The organism is Burkholderia sp. 9777_1386, assembly GCF_015712265.1.
Classification (GTDB): Bacteria; Pseudomonadota; Gammaproteobacteria; order Burkholderiales; family Burkholderiaceae; genus Burkholderia; species Burkholderia cenocepacia.
Genome location: NZ_JACCQB010000037.1, coordinates 58,701 through 74,815, shown reverse-complemented (window position 1 = coordinate 74,815; position 16,115 = coordinate 58,701). Strand labels below are relative to the sequence as shown.

Below are 16,115 nucleotides of genomic sequence, written 5' to 3'. Positions count from 1 at the left end.
CAATGTCACCAGAGCTGTTCGGTGCATCGTCGGCTCCATGATCTGACGGGGAACCGGCAAGCTTACCGAGGTCCAAATGCGACATTTCTAAATGGCTAGAACACGACATTTCTAAAAAGCTACTACACCCCAATTTGTCGATAATTATGATTATGTCAAATATGAAATTTACTCGGCAACCCGTCTAACATCGCCGCCAGACAAAGCCCCGAATCGCACCTCACCGGCCGCCCACAGCACCCATTTCCCCGGACACACAACCATCCCGGGCGATCTCCGGACCGCCCCGAATCGACGGCCACAACCCGCCCGCATCAGGACAACATCATTCCCTGCATTCGGTGCGAAAAATGCGCGCGCTCGGCCGTCTCCATCAGCATCAGGAATTCGTCCTGCATCATGTGAATCAGCGCTTCATGGTCGCCGGCCTCGAAATAGACTTCCGGCTGCTGCGCGAGGCGTTCCTCGAGAAACGTCTTCATCCCGTACGCCATGCAGACCGGCGGCAGCGCGCCCATGTCGCAATCCTTGAACAGCTCGCGCAACTCGACCTCCCGGGCGAGCACGAGATGGCGCCCCGTCTTCACCCAGAGATCCGACAGGCGCACGGCGTGCGTCGTCGGCAATACGGCGGCGACGTAGCCTTCGGCGTCCTCCAGGAGCACGGTTTTCGCGAGGCGATCGCCGGGAATATGCGCGGCGGCGGCCGTCTCCATGCTCGTATGGCTATAGGGGTGGTACACGACTTCGTACCGCGATGACTTCTGGCGCAGGCAATCCTGCAGGGTGGCTGAGACCGGCATGGCGCACCTCGTCTGGACGAATCGGGCGAACGGCGTTCGCTCCGGATTCGTTCAGCATAGGTCGCATTCCGGCCCAATGGAAACACCCTCGCACGGCGCCCGTCCAGACGGCCCGGCAGCCGGCTCTGGTCGCTTTTCGCCCCGTTCATCCGCCCTCGCCGGCATGCGAAATCCCGACCCTGAATACGGTTGGCAGACCCTCATTTCATGTAGACAAATCGGGCGTGGGTGTGGCAAGCGCGAATGAGTCCGGCAATTTGTCGACGTGGGAAAACTAGACCGTTAGTTGCATTTCAGGAAAGCAACACGATACCCGCCCGGGATACGTCATTCAAAAAACGAGCGCAGCAACGCCCGCGATCACGCCGGCAAACCCACGCCGCCCACGGCTTTCCCACTGCCCTATACTGATCCCGCCGCTCACCCTCCCGCGGCAGAAACCGACTCCTGGAGCGATCATGCATTACCAGTTGATCTACGAACTCGTCGACGATTACCTGTCGCGGCGCGAACCGTTCCGCGCCCAGCATCTCGCACTCGCGCAAGCGGCGACCGAGCGCGGCGAACTGGTGCTCGCCGGTGCGCTGGCGGACCCGGCCGACCAGGCCGTGCTAGTGTTCGAAGGCGATTCGCCGGAAGCGGCCGAATCGTTCGCGCGCGCCGATCCGTACGTGCAGAACGGCCTCGTGAAATCGTGGCGCGTGCGACCATGGCGCGTCGTGATCGGCAAGCACGCGCCGCGTCCGGCCTGAAGCCGGACTACAGCCACCCTGCCCGTTTGAAACGCCACCACAGCGCGAGGTCGGCGATGGCCATCACCGCGATGCAGCCGTAGAACCCGTATTTCAGGTGCAACTCGGGCATGTTCGCGAAGTTCATCCCGTAGATGCCAGCGATCATCGTCGGTATCGCGAACAGCGCGGCGAACGAGCCAAGCCGCTTGGTCACCTCGTTTTCCGCGAGCGAAATCATCCCGAGGTTGACCTGGATCGCCGTGACGACCATCTCGCGACGCCCTTCGATCGTCTTCACGATCCGCTGCAGATGGTCGTACACGTCGCGGAAGTAAGCCGCCATCCCGCTGCAGACCTGCGGCACGCGCCCGCCGGTGAGCTTCGCGAGCGGCTCCATCAGCGGCGCCGTGTGCTGGTACAGCAGCACGAGCCGGCGCTTCAGCGAATAGAGATCCTCGATGATCGCGCGCGACGACGCCGGCGTCGCCTTCGCGAAGATGCGGTCCTCGAGTTCCTCGAGTTCCGCTCCGAGCGTTTCGAGGATCGGGAAATACCGGTCGACGACCTGGTCCATCAACGCGTAGAACACGAACGCCGAACCCTCCCGCAACAAGTGCGGCTCGCGCTCGCAACGCTTGCGCACGTCGCGGAAATCGTGCTCGGTATGGTTGCGGATCGACAGCACGTAATTCGGGCCGACGAACACATTCAATTCGCCGACCTTGAATTCGTCGTCCTCGTCGAGTTCGACCGTGTGCAGCACCGCGAACAGCGAATCGCCGTATTCCTCGATCTTCGGCCGCTGATGGCCCTTGCGGGCATCCTCGAGCGCCAGCTCGTGCAAGCCGAACTCCTCGCCCATCAGGTCGATTTCCTCGGGCGTCGGGTCCTTCAGCGCGACCCACACGAAGCATTCGGGCTTCGACACGTAATCGCTGATGGCGTCGATGTCGATATCGGCCAGCTTGCGGCCGTCCTGGTAAGCAGCACAGTTGATCAGCATGGTATTCGTGACGTTGCGGTTTGCGCATCAGTTTACCGGTTTGCTGCACGGACGGCCCGGCTTGCGCGGCACGCCGATATTGGTCATGATCGGGCTGCGTGCGCCGCAGCATGCGCGTCGACGCGCTTCCACAGGCCCGCCGGGTCTGCGTTGCGCGATGCACAACGGCCGTGCGGCCCAATCGTCAAGGAGACAGACCTATGTGGTATTTCTCGTGGATACTCGGCATCGGCGTGGCGCTCGGCTTCGGCATCATCAACGCGATGTGGCTGGAAGTGGAAGTATTCTCGCGCGGCGACAAGCGCAGCGATACGTCGGGCCAGCGGTCGGGGAGCCGGTATTCGTGACGCATCTGGTGTTCTTCTGCGGTCACGCCGGCACCGGCAAGACCACGCTCGCGAAGCGGCTCATCGGGCCGCTGATGCGCGCGACCGGCGAGGCGTTCTGCCTGCTCGACAAGGACACGCTGTACGGCCGCTACAGCGCGGCCGCGATGGGCGCGCTCGCGGACGATCCGAACGATCGCGACAGCCCGCTCTATCTGAAACATCTTCGCGATCCCGAATACCAGGGGCTGCTCGACACGGCCCGCGAAAATCTCTCGCTCGGCATCGGCGCGCTCGTCGTCGGCCCGCTGTCGCGTGAAGTGCGCGACCGGCGCATCCTCGATCGCGCGTGGCTCGGCATCGCGCCGGACGTCACGCTGACGGTCGTGTGGGTCCATACGTCGGAAGACGTCGCGCACCAGCGGATCGTCGCGCGCGCCAATCCGAACGATGCGTACAAGCTCGCGCACTGGGACGAATACCGGCAGCGCCGCTTCGTGCCGACCGGCCACGAATGCGACGGCATCGTGATGTTCGACAACACCACGCCGTCGGACGCGGACGTCGACGCACTGCTGTACCGCATCGTGCCGCCGCCGCAACCGGCGACGATCGTCCCGCCGCTGCCGGCCTGATCGCGCCGCCCGGCACCCTTTCCCTTCCCGCAAAAAACAACGCCGGAAGCGCTGCTGCGCTCCCGGCGTCGTACGGCCCTCGTGCCAGAGGCTGGCGGAATGGTCTGGCAACCGCGGTCAGGCAACCGCGTGCACGCGCTCCATCGTGCCGCCGTCGTACAGCTTGCCGAAGCGGTTCGACAGGAACGCCTTCAGCGACACCTTCTCTTGCGGGATGAAACCGCTCTGCGGCAGCTTCTTTTCGCGGAACAGATCCAGCACCGCGCACATCGCGCCGGCCGTCGTGATCTGGATCGCGCTCATGTGCATCCCGTACACGTCCTTCGCGAAGATCTTGCGGGTGAACACGTCCTGCACCAGCTGGCCGTCCTTCACGCCCGTCACCGTGACGAACACGAGCACGACGTCCTGCTTGGTCGACGGCACCGCGCGGCGCATGATCGACTTCAGCGTGTCGCGATCGGTCGACAGGCGCAGGTCTTCCAGCAGGAACTGGACGAGCTCGCGGTGACCCGGGTAGCGCACCGACTTGTAGTCGAGCGTCTCGACCTTGCCCGACAGCGTTTCGCACAGCGTGCCGAGGCCGCCCGACGTGTTGAACGCTTCGTATTCGGTGCCGTCGAGCGAGAAGTGCTCGAGGCCTTCGAGCGGCTGCACCCACTGCTTGCGGCCGTCGCGGATCGCTTCGCACGGCTGGCAGTACTCGTTGATCAGGCCGTCGACGCTCCACGTCAGGTTGTACTTGAGCGCGTTGGTCGGATACTCGGGCAGCGCGCCGACGCGCATCTTCACGTCGCGCACTTCGCTGAAGCCGTTCACGAGCTCGTGCGCGGCGATGCCGATGAAGCCCGGCGCGAGGCCGCACTGCGGCATGAACGCGCGGTCGGAGCCGTCGGCCAGTTCGCGGATCGCGTGGGTCGCACGCACGTCTTCGGTCAGGTCGAAGTAGTGAACGCCGGCAGCCTTCGCGGCGGCGGCCACGTTGACCGCGAGGTAGTAAGGCAGCGCGTTGACGAGCGCATCGAAGCCCTTCACTGCTTCGCGAATCGCATTCGCGTCGGCCGAATCGACCCGTTGCGTCGCGATGCCTTCGCGCGACAGCTTCGCGAGCGCATCCGCATCGCGGTCGAACGCGACGACTTCGTAGTCGCCCGTTTCGCGCAGCATGTGAGCAATGGTGTGGCCGATCAGACCTGCGCCGACGATGGCGATTTTCATGCGCTTATCTCCTGATGATGGGTTTGATGTTGGTGTACGGCGTCCAGCCATGAACACAGTTTAGGGACGCTCAAAATCAGTTCCAAGACGAAGAATGATGCGAAACGACCGATAGTTTCGACGTTATGACGACATATTTGGTCGAAACGACCAAATCATCTAAAAATCGTGTAGCGACGCGATCGCAAACCGGCCGTTGGCGGTTGCATATTGCAAGGACGAAGACGCGGACACACCGCGTGACATCGGGCGCACGAACGGCCCGTGCGTCCGATGCGGCACGTCGGTCGAAGCGGAATACGAACGGAGATTCGGGAGAGACGCGCGCGATGCGCGAAGGGTCGACCACGGTCGCCCGTGCCGATCATGAAGTACAGCAAAGACCAATACGCATGCGAGCGGACAGGTACCCGACTTCAAGCCGCGCATCCGTGACGCAACGCGCCCCGCGCGATGCAGGGACTTGCGCCGTCATGCGCGGCGACGCGCGCAACAGGTCAGCCGCCGATCGTCCCGCGATCGATCTTGCGCGACAGGATGATCGACGTCGTCGTGCGCTCGACGCCTTCGAGCGTGCCGATCTGGTCAAGCAGGTCGTTGAGCCGCTCCGGCGAGTCGGCGCGCAGCCACGCAACGTAGTCGTACTCGCCGCTCACCGCGCACAGCAACTGGACTTCCGGCATCCGGTCGAGCTTGCGCAAGACGTCCTTGCCGAACTTCGGCGTGAGGATGATCCCGACGTACGCATAGATGCTCGCGTCGAGCACGTCCTGCCCGAGTCGCACGCTGTATCCGGCGATCACGTTGGTGCGTTCGAGCCGCGCGATGCGTGCGACGACCGTCGTGCGCGCCACGTCGAGCTGGCGTGCGAGATCGGCGACGCTGGCGCGCGCATCGGCTTGCAGCAGCGCGACGAGTTGCCGGTCGAGATCGTCGAGTTGGTCGAGGCGGGGTGGACGCATGACGCTGGGCCGGCACGCGATGCGCCGGCGGAGTGGAAAGTGACGCGATGATAGCGCCGAACGCCGGCGCACCCAACCGGCATCGCCCGGCGGCGAACCTTTCAATTTCGATTCGTATCGGATGTAAGCAAGTGTCGCATTCCCTGCCGCGCTGCATGCAACGTGCTACTAATAGCGGGCGACGCGAGCGGCGCGCTGGCGGCAATGGCCGCCGCGCCCGCTCGCCAGACACCACCCCGGAGAGCCCACCATGAAGAAAATCTCGCTCACCCTCGCTACGCTCGTCGTTGCAGCCAGCGCATTCGCGCAAACCCCGGCGCAGCCGCAAGCGAGCGCCCAGGCGCCGGCCACGACGGCCACGACGGCCGCCACGCCCGCCGCGGCGTCGGCCCCGAGTGCCGAGCAGCGCGCGGCACGCCACGAAGCGCGCATCGAGCAGCGCATCAAGTACCTGCACGATCAATTGAAGATCACGTCGGCGCAGGAGCCGCAATGGAAGACGTTCGCCGACACGATGCGCGACAACGGCGCAACGATGGGCCGCCTCTACAGCGAGCGGATGGCCAAGCACGACATGTCCGCGCTCGACGACATGAAACAGTACGCGGAACTGTCGCAGGCGAACGCCGACGGCGCGAAGAAGCTCGCCGACGCGTTCGCGCCGCTCTACGAGAGCTTCCCGGCCGAGCAGAAGGCGCTGGCCGACACGACGTTCCGCAGCTGGCTGCACCACGGCGGCGAGCACCGCGGCAAGGGCAAGACGAAGGGCAAGGAAGGCAAGGCCGCCGCCGCGCCGGCCGCGAGCGCACCCGCGCAGCCCTGACGCCCTCCCCACCGGCGCCGTGCCGGCCCGCCCGGGCCGAACGGCGCCGCGTCGCGATCGGCGACCGGCGCGCCACACGGCGCGCCGAATTCGGGATAAGCTCCCGGCTTTCCCGCTTTCCCGCCCTTCCCCGCCATGCTCGAACTCAAGCAACTCGATCTGCGTACCGATCCGCAGGCCCGTCGCGTCGTCAAGGACGAAACCGTCGCCGTGTCCTTCGCGGACGCCGACGGCGAACTGATGAGCCTCGAAGGCCCGAACCGTTATGTCGCGGGCGACGCGTTGATCACCGGCTCGACCGGCGACCGCTGGGTCGTATCGCGCGCGCGCTTCGACGCCAAATACCTGCCCGCCGATCCGGCGCTCGCGCACGGCACGCCGGGCGCCTATCGCAACCGGCCGGCCGTCGTGCTCGCGCGGCGGATGGACGAACCGTTTACGATCGCCCGCTCGGAAAACGGCGACACGCTGCGCGGCGTCGCCGGCGACTGGGTCATGCAATACGCGCCCGGCGACTACGGCGTCGTGCAGGCGCAGCGCTTCGCGCAGGTCTACCGCGACGCGTAATGCACCGCGCCGGCACGAGGCCGGCGCGGTCGCTCACGCAAAGTCTTCGTCGAGTTCGAGTTCCGCGTCGCGCTCGACGGCCTCGCCGGCCGCGTGCCGCTCCTCGAGCGAACCCAGCATCGCTTCCGTATACGCATGCAGCACCGCATGGCTGCGCGCGCGCTGCATCGGCTTGAGCGCCAGGTAGCGCGCGAGCGCGGCCGGCACGATCCGGATGTCGAGCGTCATCCGCTTCGGCGTCGCGCCGAACCGCATCGCCAGCCACTGCACGGACAGGAATCGCCCGCGCGCGTCGCTGTTTTCGACAAAGCGCGTCTGCTCCGGAAAGAGATCGCAGATCACGCGCGCGAGCGCGTCGAATTCCGCGCTCTGGCATTCGATCAGATAGTCGTCCATCGCGTCTTCCCCCGTCATGCCGCCGCGCGCGACGGCCGGCACGTCTTCACCAGCACGATCACCAGGATCGCGGCCAGCACGAAATACGCGGCCTCGACCCACGCGGCCGGCAGCACGCGCACCTGGTACAGCAGCGTCGGCGTCGCCGCGAGCGCATGCAGCACGATCGCGAGCGGCAACACGGCCAGTCGGCCGGCACGCAGGCCGCGCCACACCAGCACCGACAACGCCAGTTGCACCGCGAACGCCGCGCAGCGTTCGAGCAGCAACAGCAGGATCGACTGGGCCGACAGCGTCGCGAGCATCATGTGCAGCCGCACCACGGTGTCGACCGGCAGGTCCGACAACTGCGTCTCGAGCTGGCCGCGGCTCGCGAGCCACGCGAGATACGACCACTGGCCCCACACGAGCACGCCGACGAACCACGCTTCGGCACCGCCATGGCCGATTCCGTAGCCGATCCCGCGGCCATCGCCGGCCGATGCGCCATAGCGACGGTTCAGGACGCGCATCCCGAGATAGCGGCCGACTTCCTCGAATACGGCGGTCGCGAGCGCGCTGTACGCGACGAACGCGAGCGGCTGCGTCAGCCAGCCGTCCTCGGGCGTGTGACTCAGCACGAGCCCGTGGAACGCGCGCTCGAGAATCATCGCGAACAGCGTGAAGACGGCGACACCGACGATCGTGTCGCGGCGGTTGAGCGCAAGCGGCTTGCGCAGGATGCGGTAGAGGACGAGCGGCAGCAGCGCGATGATCAGCGTGGCGGCGATCAGCGCCGCCAGCGTGACGGGAGCGACAGTCATGGAGTTCCTTGGTTCGAAGCAGCGCGCCTGAAGCGCCGCGTGCCCCGAATGATACTCAGCTTGCGGTGGACGCGCGTGCAATCAGCTCGCCGGGCAGCATCGCGACGCGCACGTCGCCCGCCGCGCCGTCGATCCGCTCGTGCACGAATTCGACGGCCTTGTAGCCGATTTCGTAGGTCGGCTGACGGATCGTCGTGATGCCGATCAGCTCGGCCCATTCCGGGTCGTCGATCGACAGCAGCGCCGCCTTCTGTTGCCACGCGGCGCCGAAGCGCGCGCGCAGGTGGCGCGCGATCGCCAGCGCGACCGGCGCATTCGCGGCGAACAGCGCCGCGCGCACGCCGCGCCGGGCCGCGTCGTCGATGCGGGCATCGACGTCGGCGAGCGCCGCCGCGGCCGCGTCGGGTTCGTTCAGGTCGAGCACGACCGTCGACGGCACCGCCAGCCCGCGCGCGGCCAGCGCCGCGCGGAACGCGGCCTCGCGCACGCGCCGCGAGCTGACCTGCTCGAACGGTTGCACGACGAAGTGGATCGCGTCGAAACCGCGCTCGACCAGGTGCGCGAGCGCCGTCTCGATCGCGTCGGTGTTGTCGAGGCCGATCAGGTCGGCCTCGAAGCCCTCGACCGTGCGGTCGACGAGCACGGCCGGAATGCCCGCGCCGCGCAGCGGCCGCAGCACGTCTTCCTCGGCGCCCAGCGCGTTGACGATCAGCCCTTCGACGCGGTAAGTCGTGAGCAACTGCAGGAAGCGGCGCTCCATCTCGACTTCGTTCGCCGCGTGACAGATGAGCGGCATGTAGCCGAGCGCATGGCACGCGGCCTCGACGCCCTGCAACACTTCGACGGTGTAGGGATTGGTCAGGTCGGCCGCGAGCATGCCGAGCAGCCGGTTGCGGCCGCGCTTGAGCCCGCGCGCCATCTGGTTCGGCCGGTAGTTGAGCCGCGCGATGGCCGCCTCGATCCGCTGGCGCAGATCGACGGACAGCACATGCGTCTCGCCGTTCAGGTAGCGCGAAACGCTGGTCTTGCCCGTGCCGGCCTCGCGCGCGACGTCGCTGATCGTCGCCGGACGCGTCGTGGAAGGTTGCGAATCGGTCACTGTCGTGCCTCGCGACGTACGATCCGCGCCGCTTCGTGAGCAGACGGACCTTTGTTGTTGGAAACGTAAGCCAACCGGCGGCCTTCCCTGTCCCGGCGCGTCGGCGCCTGCGCTGGCCCGGTGCTGCGCGGTCGATCAGCGCCCGCCCATCGCGTGCTACAGCAGTCGGCCGCACCGGACCTGGCGCGGATGCCCGCCGCGCGACGCCGCCGGCCGCGTGGCCGGTCGTCGATGCGACGAGAGCGGGCGATCATAACGCAGCCAGCCCTCCGGCACCAAGATCATCGACTCTAACGGCGCCGGCCCCCTGCCGGCCCGTTGCCGGACGCGGTTCAGGCGTGCGCCAGCGCATCCGGATTGACGAGATTCGTGCGCAGCGTGCCGGCCAGCGCGCCGACCAGGTTTTCCGCGGCGCAGCGCGCCATCGCATGGCGCGTCTCGTGCGTCGCCGAGCCGATATGCGGCAGCGCGACGACGTTCTTCATCTGCAGCAACGGCGAATCGGCCGGCAGCGGCTCCTTCTCGAACACGTCGAGCCCCGCGGCGCGGATCGTCCCCGCGCGCAGCGCGTCGACCAGCGCGGCTTCGTCGACGACGGGCCCGCGCGACGCGTTGATCAGGATCGCGCTGCGCTTCATCTTCGCGAATTCGGGTGCGCCGATCAGGTGGCGCGTATCGGGCGACAGCGGCACCTGCAGGCACACGAAATCCGACTGCGCGAGCAGCGCGTCGAGCGTCACGCGCCGTGCGCCGTACTGCGTCTCCGCCTCGGCATGCGCGGACCGGTTCGCGTACAGCACCTGCATCCGGAAGCCGAGCGCCGCGCGGCGCGCGACCGCGCCGCCGATCCGCCCGAGCCCGACGATGCCGAGCGTCTTGCCCTGCACGTCGGTGCCGTACAGGTCCGGACCGATGCTGCGATGCCAGTTGCCGGCCTTCACCCATTCGGCCAGTTCGACCACGCGCCGCGCGGAGGCCAGGATCAGCGAAAACACCGTATCGGCCGTCGACTCGGTCAGCACGTCGGGCGTATGCGCGAGCACGATGCCGCGCCGCGTGAAATCGGCGACGTCGAAGTTGTCGTAGCCGACCGAGATCGTCGACCACGCCTTCAGCCGCGGCGCCCGATCGAGCATCTGCGGCGTGACCTTCAGGCTCGCGCCGATCGCGCCGTCCGCGTCGCCGAGCGCGGCGGCGAGCGCGTCGGCGCCGTCGGCCTGCGCGACGTCCGCATGCTCGCGCAGGTACGCGAGAACGTCATCGGGCAGCGGCTTGTACGCGACGATACGGGGCTTCATCGTTTCATTTTCCTTGCAGCGGCGCGGCGAGCGGATGCGCATCGCGCGCCTGGGGTTTGACGGACAGCGTGAGGATCACCGCGGCGACGAGCGCGGCGCTCATGAATGCATACGACGCGACGGGCGACCCGGTCGCACCGTTCAGGTAGCCGACGAAGTACGAACCGACGAACGAGCCGAGCGCACCCATGCTGTTGATCAGCGCCATCGCGCCGCCGGCGACGTTCTTCGGCAGCAGTTCCGGCACGATCGCGAAGAACGGGCCGTACGGCGCATACATCGCGGCGCCCGCGACGACCAGCAGCGCATACGAGATCCAGAAATGCGACGAGCCGAGCGCGTACGACGCGGCGAACGCGGCCGCGCCGACCAGCAGGAACGGCCACACGAAACCGCGGCGCGAGCCGACCTTGTCGGACGCCCACGACGCGGCGAGCATCGCGATCGTCGCCGCGAGGTACGGCAGCGCGGACAGCCAGCCGGTCGCGACCATCCCGAGGTCGGAACCGTTCTTCACGATCGACGGCAGCCACAGCACGAAGCCGTACACGCCGATGCTCCAGCAGAAATATTGCGCGCACAGCTTGATCACGGCCGGCGAACGGAACGCCTCGCCATAGTTGCGCACCGGCTTGATCGCCGCCTGCTCGGCCGCGAGCGCGGCGTCGAGGTCGCGCTTTTCCTGCGCGCTGAGCCACGGCGAATCGGCCGGCTTGTCCTGCACGAGGCACCACCAGCACACGGCCCAGATGACGGCCGGCACGCCTTCGGCGATGAACATGTGACGCCAGCCGAACTCGTGCACGAGATAACCCGACACGATCGACATCCACAGCACGGTGACCGGGTTGCCGAGGATCAGGAACGTGTTCGCCCGCGAGCGCTCGTTCTTCGTGAACCAGTTGCTGATGTAGATCAGCATCGCCGGCATCACGGCCGCCTCGACGACGCCGAGCACGAAGCGGATCGCCATCAGCGACGGGATGTTGCTGACCACGCCGGTCAGGGCCGCGCACGCGCCCCACAGCACGAGGCTGACGAACACGAGCTTCTTCACGCTGCGGCGTTCCGCGTAGATCGCGCCGGGAATCTGGAAGAAGAAGTAGCCGAGGAAGAACAGCGCGCCGATCAGCGACGACAGGCCCTTGCTGATCCCGAGATCCTGGTTGATGCCGGCCGCCGCCGCGAACCCGTAGTTCGCGCGGTCGAGGTAAGCGAGGCTGTACGTGATGAAGACGATCGGCATGATCGTCCACCACCGGCGCGCTGCGAGATTGGCTGCCATGAGAGTGTCTCCGTATATGGACCGGAGTGGGCGCACTGGCGCCGGCCCGGCCTCGAACAAAATGACTGTGCGTCGCGCACGAAATGGATCCGCGGATTGTGCCGTGTCCGGCCTCTCATTGCGCGGTGACGGTTTCCTCTAAGCGATCGGCGCGATTGCTGACGTTTTCGAGCCGGTCGAGCGCGTCGCGCGTCGGCAGTCCTTCCGAATCGCCGATCACCTGGATCGCGAGCGCGCCGATCCGGTTGCCCCGCGCGACCGCCTGCTCGATGCCGCGCCCTTCGAGCAGCGCGCTGACCACGCCGACCGCGAAGCCGTCGCCGGCGCCGACCGTATCGACGACCCGCTCGACGCGCTCGCCGGCGACCGTGCCCTCGCGGCCGTCGGCCGTGCGGAAATACGCGCCCTGCTCGCCGAGCTTGATCACGACGCCGCGCGCGCCCTGCGCGAGATAGAAGCCCGCGATGTCGGCCGGCGTGTCGTGCCCGGTGAGTTGCCGCCCTTCGGCGAGGCCCGGCAGCACCCAGTCGGCGAGCGTCGCGAGCGCGTTCAGCGTCTTCGCCATCACGTCGGCGGACGGCCACAGCGTCGGGCGCAGGTTCGGGTCGAACGAAATCGTCTTGCCGGCCGCCCGCATCTCGCGCGCGAGCTGGAACGCGAGTTCGCACGAGGTCGCGGAGATCGCCGGCGCGACGCCCGTCAGATGCAGGTGGCGCGCGCCGAGCACGTAGTCGGCCACGTAGTCGTCGCACGACAGGTGGCTCGCCGCCGAGCCCTTGCGGAAGTATTCGACGGTCGGGTCGCTGCCGTCGTCGTTGCGCGACTTCAGTTGGAAACCGGTCGGGTAACGCGGGTCGACGGTCACGCACGACGCGTCGATGCCCTCGCGCGCCAGCGTGTCGAGCACGTAGCGGCCGAACGAATCGCGGCCGACCCGGCTCATCCAGCCGACCCGGAAGCCGAGCCGCGACAGACCGATCGCGACATTCAGGTCGGCGCCGGCGATCCGCTTCGCGAATTGCCCGGCGTGCGCGAGGTGGCCCGGCTCCGTCGCGACGAACATCGCCATCGCTTCGCCGTAGGTCACGACATCGAGTGCTGCTTTCATGACTGAACTCCTCAGGATCCTGCTGCCGTCACGCGGTCGCGAGCCACGCGACGCGCCGGCAGGCATCGCCGGCCAGGTCGGCCGCGTCGAACGGAAACTCGATGCCGCGCGGCGCATGCTGCGGCAGCGCCGCGAGCACGGCGGTCACGAGCGGATCGTTCGGCGCCGGCGCGGCGGCGAAACGACGCGCGCCCTCGCCTTCGATGGCCTTGCAATGAATGTATTCCACATGCGGCGCGAGCACCTGCGCGCAGTCGAGCGGCGCTTCGCCGCGCCACTGCCAGTTGCCGATGTCGAACGTCATGCCGAGCGCGTCGGGCATGCCGGCGTCGGCCAGCGCGTCGAACAGCCCGCGGAACTGCGCGAACGCGCCGCCGACCTCGAGCTGGCCGTTCTCGACCACCACGCGGGCCCGCGCGCCGCGCGACAGCGCGACGATCTCGGCCGCGTGCGCGTCGCCGGCGAAGCCGCCGAGCTGGAATTTGACGAAGCGCGCGCCGAGCGCGTCGGCTTGCGCGAGCGCGTCGCGCAATGCGTCGGTGTCGAGCGCACCGGTGTCCGTATACAGCGAGTCCGGTGTCGAATAGACCGACCACAGCCCGTGGCCGCTGATCAGCGCGCCGAGCGCGGCCAGCGCGCCGGGCGCCGTGTCGTCGTCCGACGCGAACAGTTCGCGCCGCACCTCGAAACCGGTCGCACCGGATGCCGCCACGGTCGCGATGAATGCACTGTGGCTCTCCTGGCGCACCCGGTCCATCCCGAATGCGCTCGCCACGATCACGATGTCTGCCATTTTGCCCTTTTTAAACCGGAATGGAACCGGTTCCATTTGCTTGAGACGGATGGTGCGCTTCGCGTCAGGCCCACGCCATAGAGGAAATCCCTAAGACCGCGCACCGCGCGAATCCGCGCCGCACGGCGCGCAACGCCCGTTCCCGGCGCGGCGTCGGCCGTCTACGCGAGATCCTGCGCGAGACTCATTTCGAGGAATTGCGCGGCGACCCGCGACGGGGCGCCGCCATGCGGCACGAGAATGGAGAAATGCCGCGTGAGCGGCGCGGGCGCGAGCGAGCGCAGCACGAGCGCCGCATCCTGGTGACGCAGCGACATCGCGGACACGAAGCCGACGCCCATCCCCGCGCGCACGGCCTCCTTCACGGCCTCGACCCCGGCGATCTCGAACGCGACGCGCATCGGCGCGCCGCCATGCGCGAACGCGCGCTCGACGAGTTGCCGCACCGCGGAGCCCGCCTCGCGCAGCACGAGCGGATGCGCGGCCAGCGCGTCGAGCGTCACGCCCGCGTCGTAGCCGGACGCCGCGAGCGGATGGCCGGCCGGCACGATCGCGACGATCTCGTCCTCGTGCCACGCGTGCACGGCGGTGCCCGGCGGCAGCGCCTCGCCGGGCGGCCCTTCGATCAGCGCGATGTCGAGCGACGGCAGCGCCGCGACCACGTCGGCCGTATTGCCGCTCATCGTCTGGATCGACACGCGCGGCGCGCGCGGCTGGAACGCCGCGATCAGGTACGGCAGCAGATAGCTCGCGGGCGTCGTGCTCGCGCCGATCCGCAGCGTGCCGGCTTCCAGTCCGCGCACCGCATCGCGAAACGCACGCGCCTGCGCGAACGTGTCGCGCTGCGCCTTCGCGTACTGCGCGAGTTGCTCGCCGACCGGCGTCAGGCGGATGCCGCGGCCGTCGCGCTGGTACAGCGGCTCGCCGAATTCGTCCTGCAGCAGCCGCAACTGGCCCGACACGGCCGGCTGCGACAGGTGCAGCGCCACGGCAGCGTGGCTGATGTTCAGATGCTCGGCGACGGCGGCAAACGTTATCAGTTGATCCGGGGTCATGGGGATAAATTATCGGCTTTCCGGATAGTTTACGTCACAAATCACAATTTTTCATATCGATATAACAAAATTAGGATTGCAGCATCGCAACACGCTCCATCACGGTGCTTCCATGTCCACTGCTCCGACTCCCCATCTCAGCCATGCCGCGCCGTCGATGCGCGGCCAGTTGAACGGCGTGCTGTTCGTCGCGCTGTTCGCCGCCGCCGTCACGAGCCTGTCCCAGCTTCCCGCGATCGCGGGGCTCGGCCTGTCGCCGCTGATCGTCGGCATCGTCGCCGGTGCGCTGTACGGCAACGGCCTGCGCGACGGCATGCCGGCCAGCTGGGCGGCCGGCGTCAATTTCTCCGCACGCAAGCTGCTGCGCATCGCGGTCGCGTTCTTCGGGTTGCGCGTGAGCCTGCAGGAAATCGCGCAGGTCGGGCTGCCGGGCCTCACGGTCTCGGTGCTGGTCGTCGTCAGCACGCTCGTGATCGGCACCTGGGCCGGCATGAAGCTGATGAAGCTCGACCGCGACGCCGCGCTGCTGACCGCCGCCGGCAGCGCGATCTGCGGCGCGGCCGCCGTGCTCGCGTTCGAGTCGACGCTGCAGTCGAAGCCGCACCAGAGCGCGATGGCCGTGGGCAGCGTCGTGCTGTTCGGCACGCTGTCGATGTTCCTGTATCCGCTCGCCTATCACGCCGGGCTACTGAACCTCGATCCGGCCGGCCTCGGCCTGTTCTTCGGCGGCACGATCCACGAAGTCGCGCAGGTGGTCGGCGCGGCGAGCGACATCAGCCCGGAGGTCGCGCACGTCGCGACGATCGTGAAGATGACGCGCGTGATGCTGCTGGTCCCGGTGCTGCTCGCGCTCGGCTGGTGGCTCGCCCGCTCGGCCCGCGCGGGTCACGACGCGGCCGGCGGCGCGCAAGGCAAGCGCAAGGTGGCGGTGCCGTGGTTCGCGCTCGGCTTCCTCGGCTTCGTGATCGTCAATTCGCTGAACGTGCTGCCCACGGACGTCACGCATACGCTGAACGTGCTCGACACCTTCGCGCTCACGATGGCCATGACCGCGCTCGGCATCGAGACCCGCGTCGCGCAGATCCGCGCGGCCGGCCCGCGGGCGCTGATGACTGGCCTGATCCTGTACGTGTGGCTGATCGCCGGCGGCTACGGGATCACCTGGGCCGTGCAGCACTGGCTTGGCTGAGCCGCATGTCCGTGACGG

Annotated in this window: 18 protein-coding genes; 6 read left to right on the top strand and 12 right to left on the bottom strand. The window is 67.6% G+C overall.

Going from position 1 to position 16,115, the window contains the following annotated elements:
- Positions 1-314: 314 nt before the first annotated feature.
- Positions 315-803 (bottom strand): aminoacyl-tRNA deacylase, encoded by a 489-nt coding sequence (locus tag H0X91_RS24390; RefSeq protein WP_059723782.1) that lies wholly within the window; start codon positions 801-803, stop codon positions 315-317.
- 458 nt (positions 804-1,261) lie between these two features.
- Here H0X91_RS24390 and H0X91_RS24385 point away from each other — a divergent pair, with 458 nt between their 5' ends.
- Positions 1,262-1,555, top strand: coding sequence for a YciI-like protein (locus H0X91_RS24385; RefSeq protein WP_006481522.1), 294 nt, complete (start codon positions 1,262-1,264; stop codon positions 1,553-1,555).
- 7 nt (positions 1,556-1,562) lie between these two features.
- On the opposite strand, the gene corA is transcribed toward H0X91_RS24385, so the two are convergent.
- Entirely contained in the window at positions 1,563-2,540 is a 978-nt protein-coding gene (gene corA / locus H0X91_RS24380) for a magnesium/cobalt transporter CorA (protein ID WP_006475972.1), read from the bottom strand.
- A 200-nt stretch (positions 2,541-2,740) separates the two neighbouring features.
- Here corA and cydX point away from each other — a divergent pair, with 200 nt between their 5' ends.
- A complete protein-coding gene (cydX, locus tag H0X91_RS24375; RefSeq protein ID WP_196433421.1) occupies positions 2,741-2,887 on the top strand; it encodes a cytochrome bd-I oxidase subunit CydX in 147 nt (48 codons plus the stop codon).
- Positions 2,884-3,501, top strand: a complete 618-nt coding sequence (locus H0X91_RS24370) for an AAA family ATPase (protein ID WP_196433420.1) — start codon at positions 2,884-2,886, stop codon at positions 3,499-3,501. The genes cydX and H0X91_RS24370 overlap by 4 nt, the downstream gene beginning before the upstream one ends.
- 117 nt (positions 3,502-3,618) lie before the next feature.
- On the opposite strand, the gene H0X91_RS24365 is transcribed toward H0X91_RS24370, so the two are convergent.
- Together H0X91_RS24365 and H0X91_RS24360 are read right to left on the bottom strand one after the other, a co-directional pair.
- Positions 3,619-4,719, bottom strand: a complete 1,101-nt coding sequence (locus H0X91_RS24365; protein ID WP_196433419.1) for a saccharopine dehydrogenase family protein — start codon at positions 4,717-4,719, stop codon at positions 3,619-3,621.
- A gap of 497 nt (positions 4,720-5,216) precedes the next feature.
- The gene (locus H0X91_RS24360; protein ID WP_006481526.1) at positions 5,217-5,681 is read right to left on the bottom strand and encodes an Lrp/AsnC family transcriptional regulator; all 465 of its coding nucleotides are present in this window, start codon (positions 5,679-5,681) and stop codon (positions 5,217-5,219) included.
- A gap of 250 nt (positions 5,682-5,931) precedes the next feature.
- Between H0X91_RS24360 and H0X91_RS24355 the strand changes: the two genes are divergently transcribed.
- Both H0X91_RS24355 and H0X91_RS24350 read left to right on the top strand, forming a co-directional pair.
- Positions 5,932-6,504: a Spy/CpxP family protein refolding chaperone gene (locus H0X91_RS24355; protein WP_196433418.1), complete on the top strand. Its 573-nt coding sequence runs from the start codon at positions 5,932-5,934 to the stop codon at positions 6,502-6,504.
- 135 nt (positions 6,505-6,639) lie between these two features.
- Complete coding sequence (locus tag H0X91_RS24350) at positions 6,640-7,071, top strand: PGDYG domain-containing protein (protein WP_006491182.1); 432 nt, start codon at positions 6,640-6,642, stop codon at positions 7,069-7,071.
- 33 nt (positions 7,072-7,104) lie between these two features.
- On the opposite strand, the gene H0X91_RS24345 is transcribed toward H0X91_RS24350, so the two are convergent.
- The 8 genes from H0X91_RS24345 to H0X91_RS24310 all read right to left on the bottom strand — a co-directional run bounded on the left by H0X91_RS24345 (position 7,105) and on the right by H0X91_RS24310 (position 14,908).
- The gene (locus H0X91_RS24345; protein WP_006491177.1) at positions 7,105-7,467 is read right to left on the bottom strand and encodes a DUF3022 domain-containing protein; all 363 of its coding nucleotides are present in this window, start codon (positions 7,465-7,467) and stop codon (positions 7,105-7,107) included.
- A 14-nt stretch (positions 7,468-7,481) separates the two neighbouring features.
- Entirely contained in the window at positions 7,482-8,270 is a 789-nt protein-coding gene (locus H0X91_RS24340; protein WP_196433417.1) for a YhfC family intramembrane metalloprotease, read from the bottom strand.
- A 55-nt stretch (positions 8,271-8,325) separates the two neighbouring features.
- Entirely contained in the window at positions 8,326-9,369 is a 1,044-nt protein-coding gene (locus H0X91_RS24335) for a LacI family DNA-binding transcriptional regulator (RefSeq protein WP_196433416.1), read from the bottom strand.
- A 332-nt stretch (positions 9,370-9,701) separates the two neighbouring features.
- A complete protein-coding gene (locus tag H0X91_RS24330) occupies positions 9,702-10,667 on the bottom strand; it encodes an NAD(P)-dependent oxidoreductase (protein ID WP_048986698.1) in 966 nt (321 codons plus the stop codon).
- Positions 10,668-10,671: 4 nt separating this feature from the next.
- Positions 10,672-11,952, bottom strand: a complete 1,281-nt coding sequence (locus H0X91_RS24325; RefSeq protein WP_006493476.1) for an MFS transporter — start codon at positions 11,950-11,952, stop codon at positions 10,672-10,674.
- A gap of 115 nt (positions 11,953-12,067) precedes the next feature.
- Complete coding sequence (locus H0X91_RS24320; RefSeq protein ID WP_006491178.1) at positions 12,068-13,060, bottom strand: sugar kinase; 993 nt, start codon at positions 13,058-13,060, stop codon at positions 12,068-12,070.
- 28 nt (positions 13,061-13,088) lie between these two features.
- Positions 13,089-13,853, bottom strand: a complete 765-nt coding sequence (locus tag H0X91_RS24315; RefSeq protein WP_196433415.1) for a TIM barrel protein — start codon at positions 13,851-13,853, stop codon at positions 13,089-13,091.
- A 161-nt stretch (positions 13,854-14,014) separates the two neighbouring features.
- Entirely contained in the window at positions 14,015-14,908 is an 894-nt protein-coding gene (locus H0X91_RS24310; protein ID WP_006491186.1) for a LysR family transcriptional regulator, read from the bottom strand.
- 112 nt (positions 14,909-15,020) lie between these two features.
- Here H0X91_RS24310 and H0X91_RS24305 point away from each other — a divergent pair, with 112 nt between their 5' ends.
- A complete protein-coding gene (locus H0X91_RS24305) occupies positions 15,021-16,097 on the top strand; it encodes a YeiH family protein (protein ID WP_034201738.1) in 1,077 nt (358 codons plus the stop codon).
- Positions 16,098-16,115: the final 18 nt, after the last annotated feature.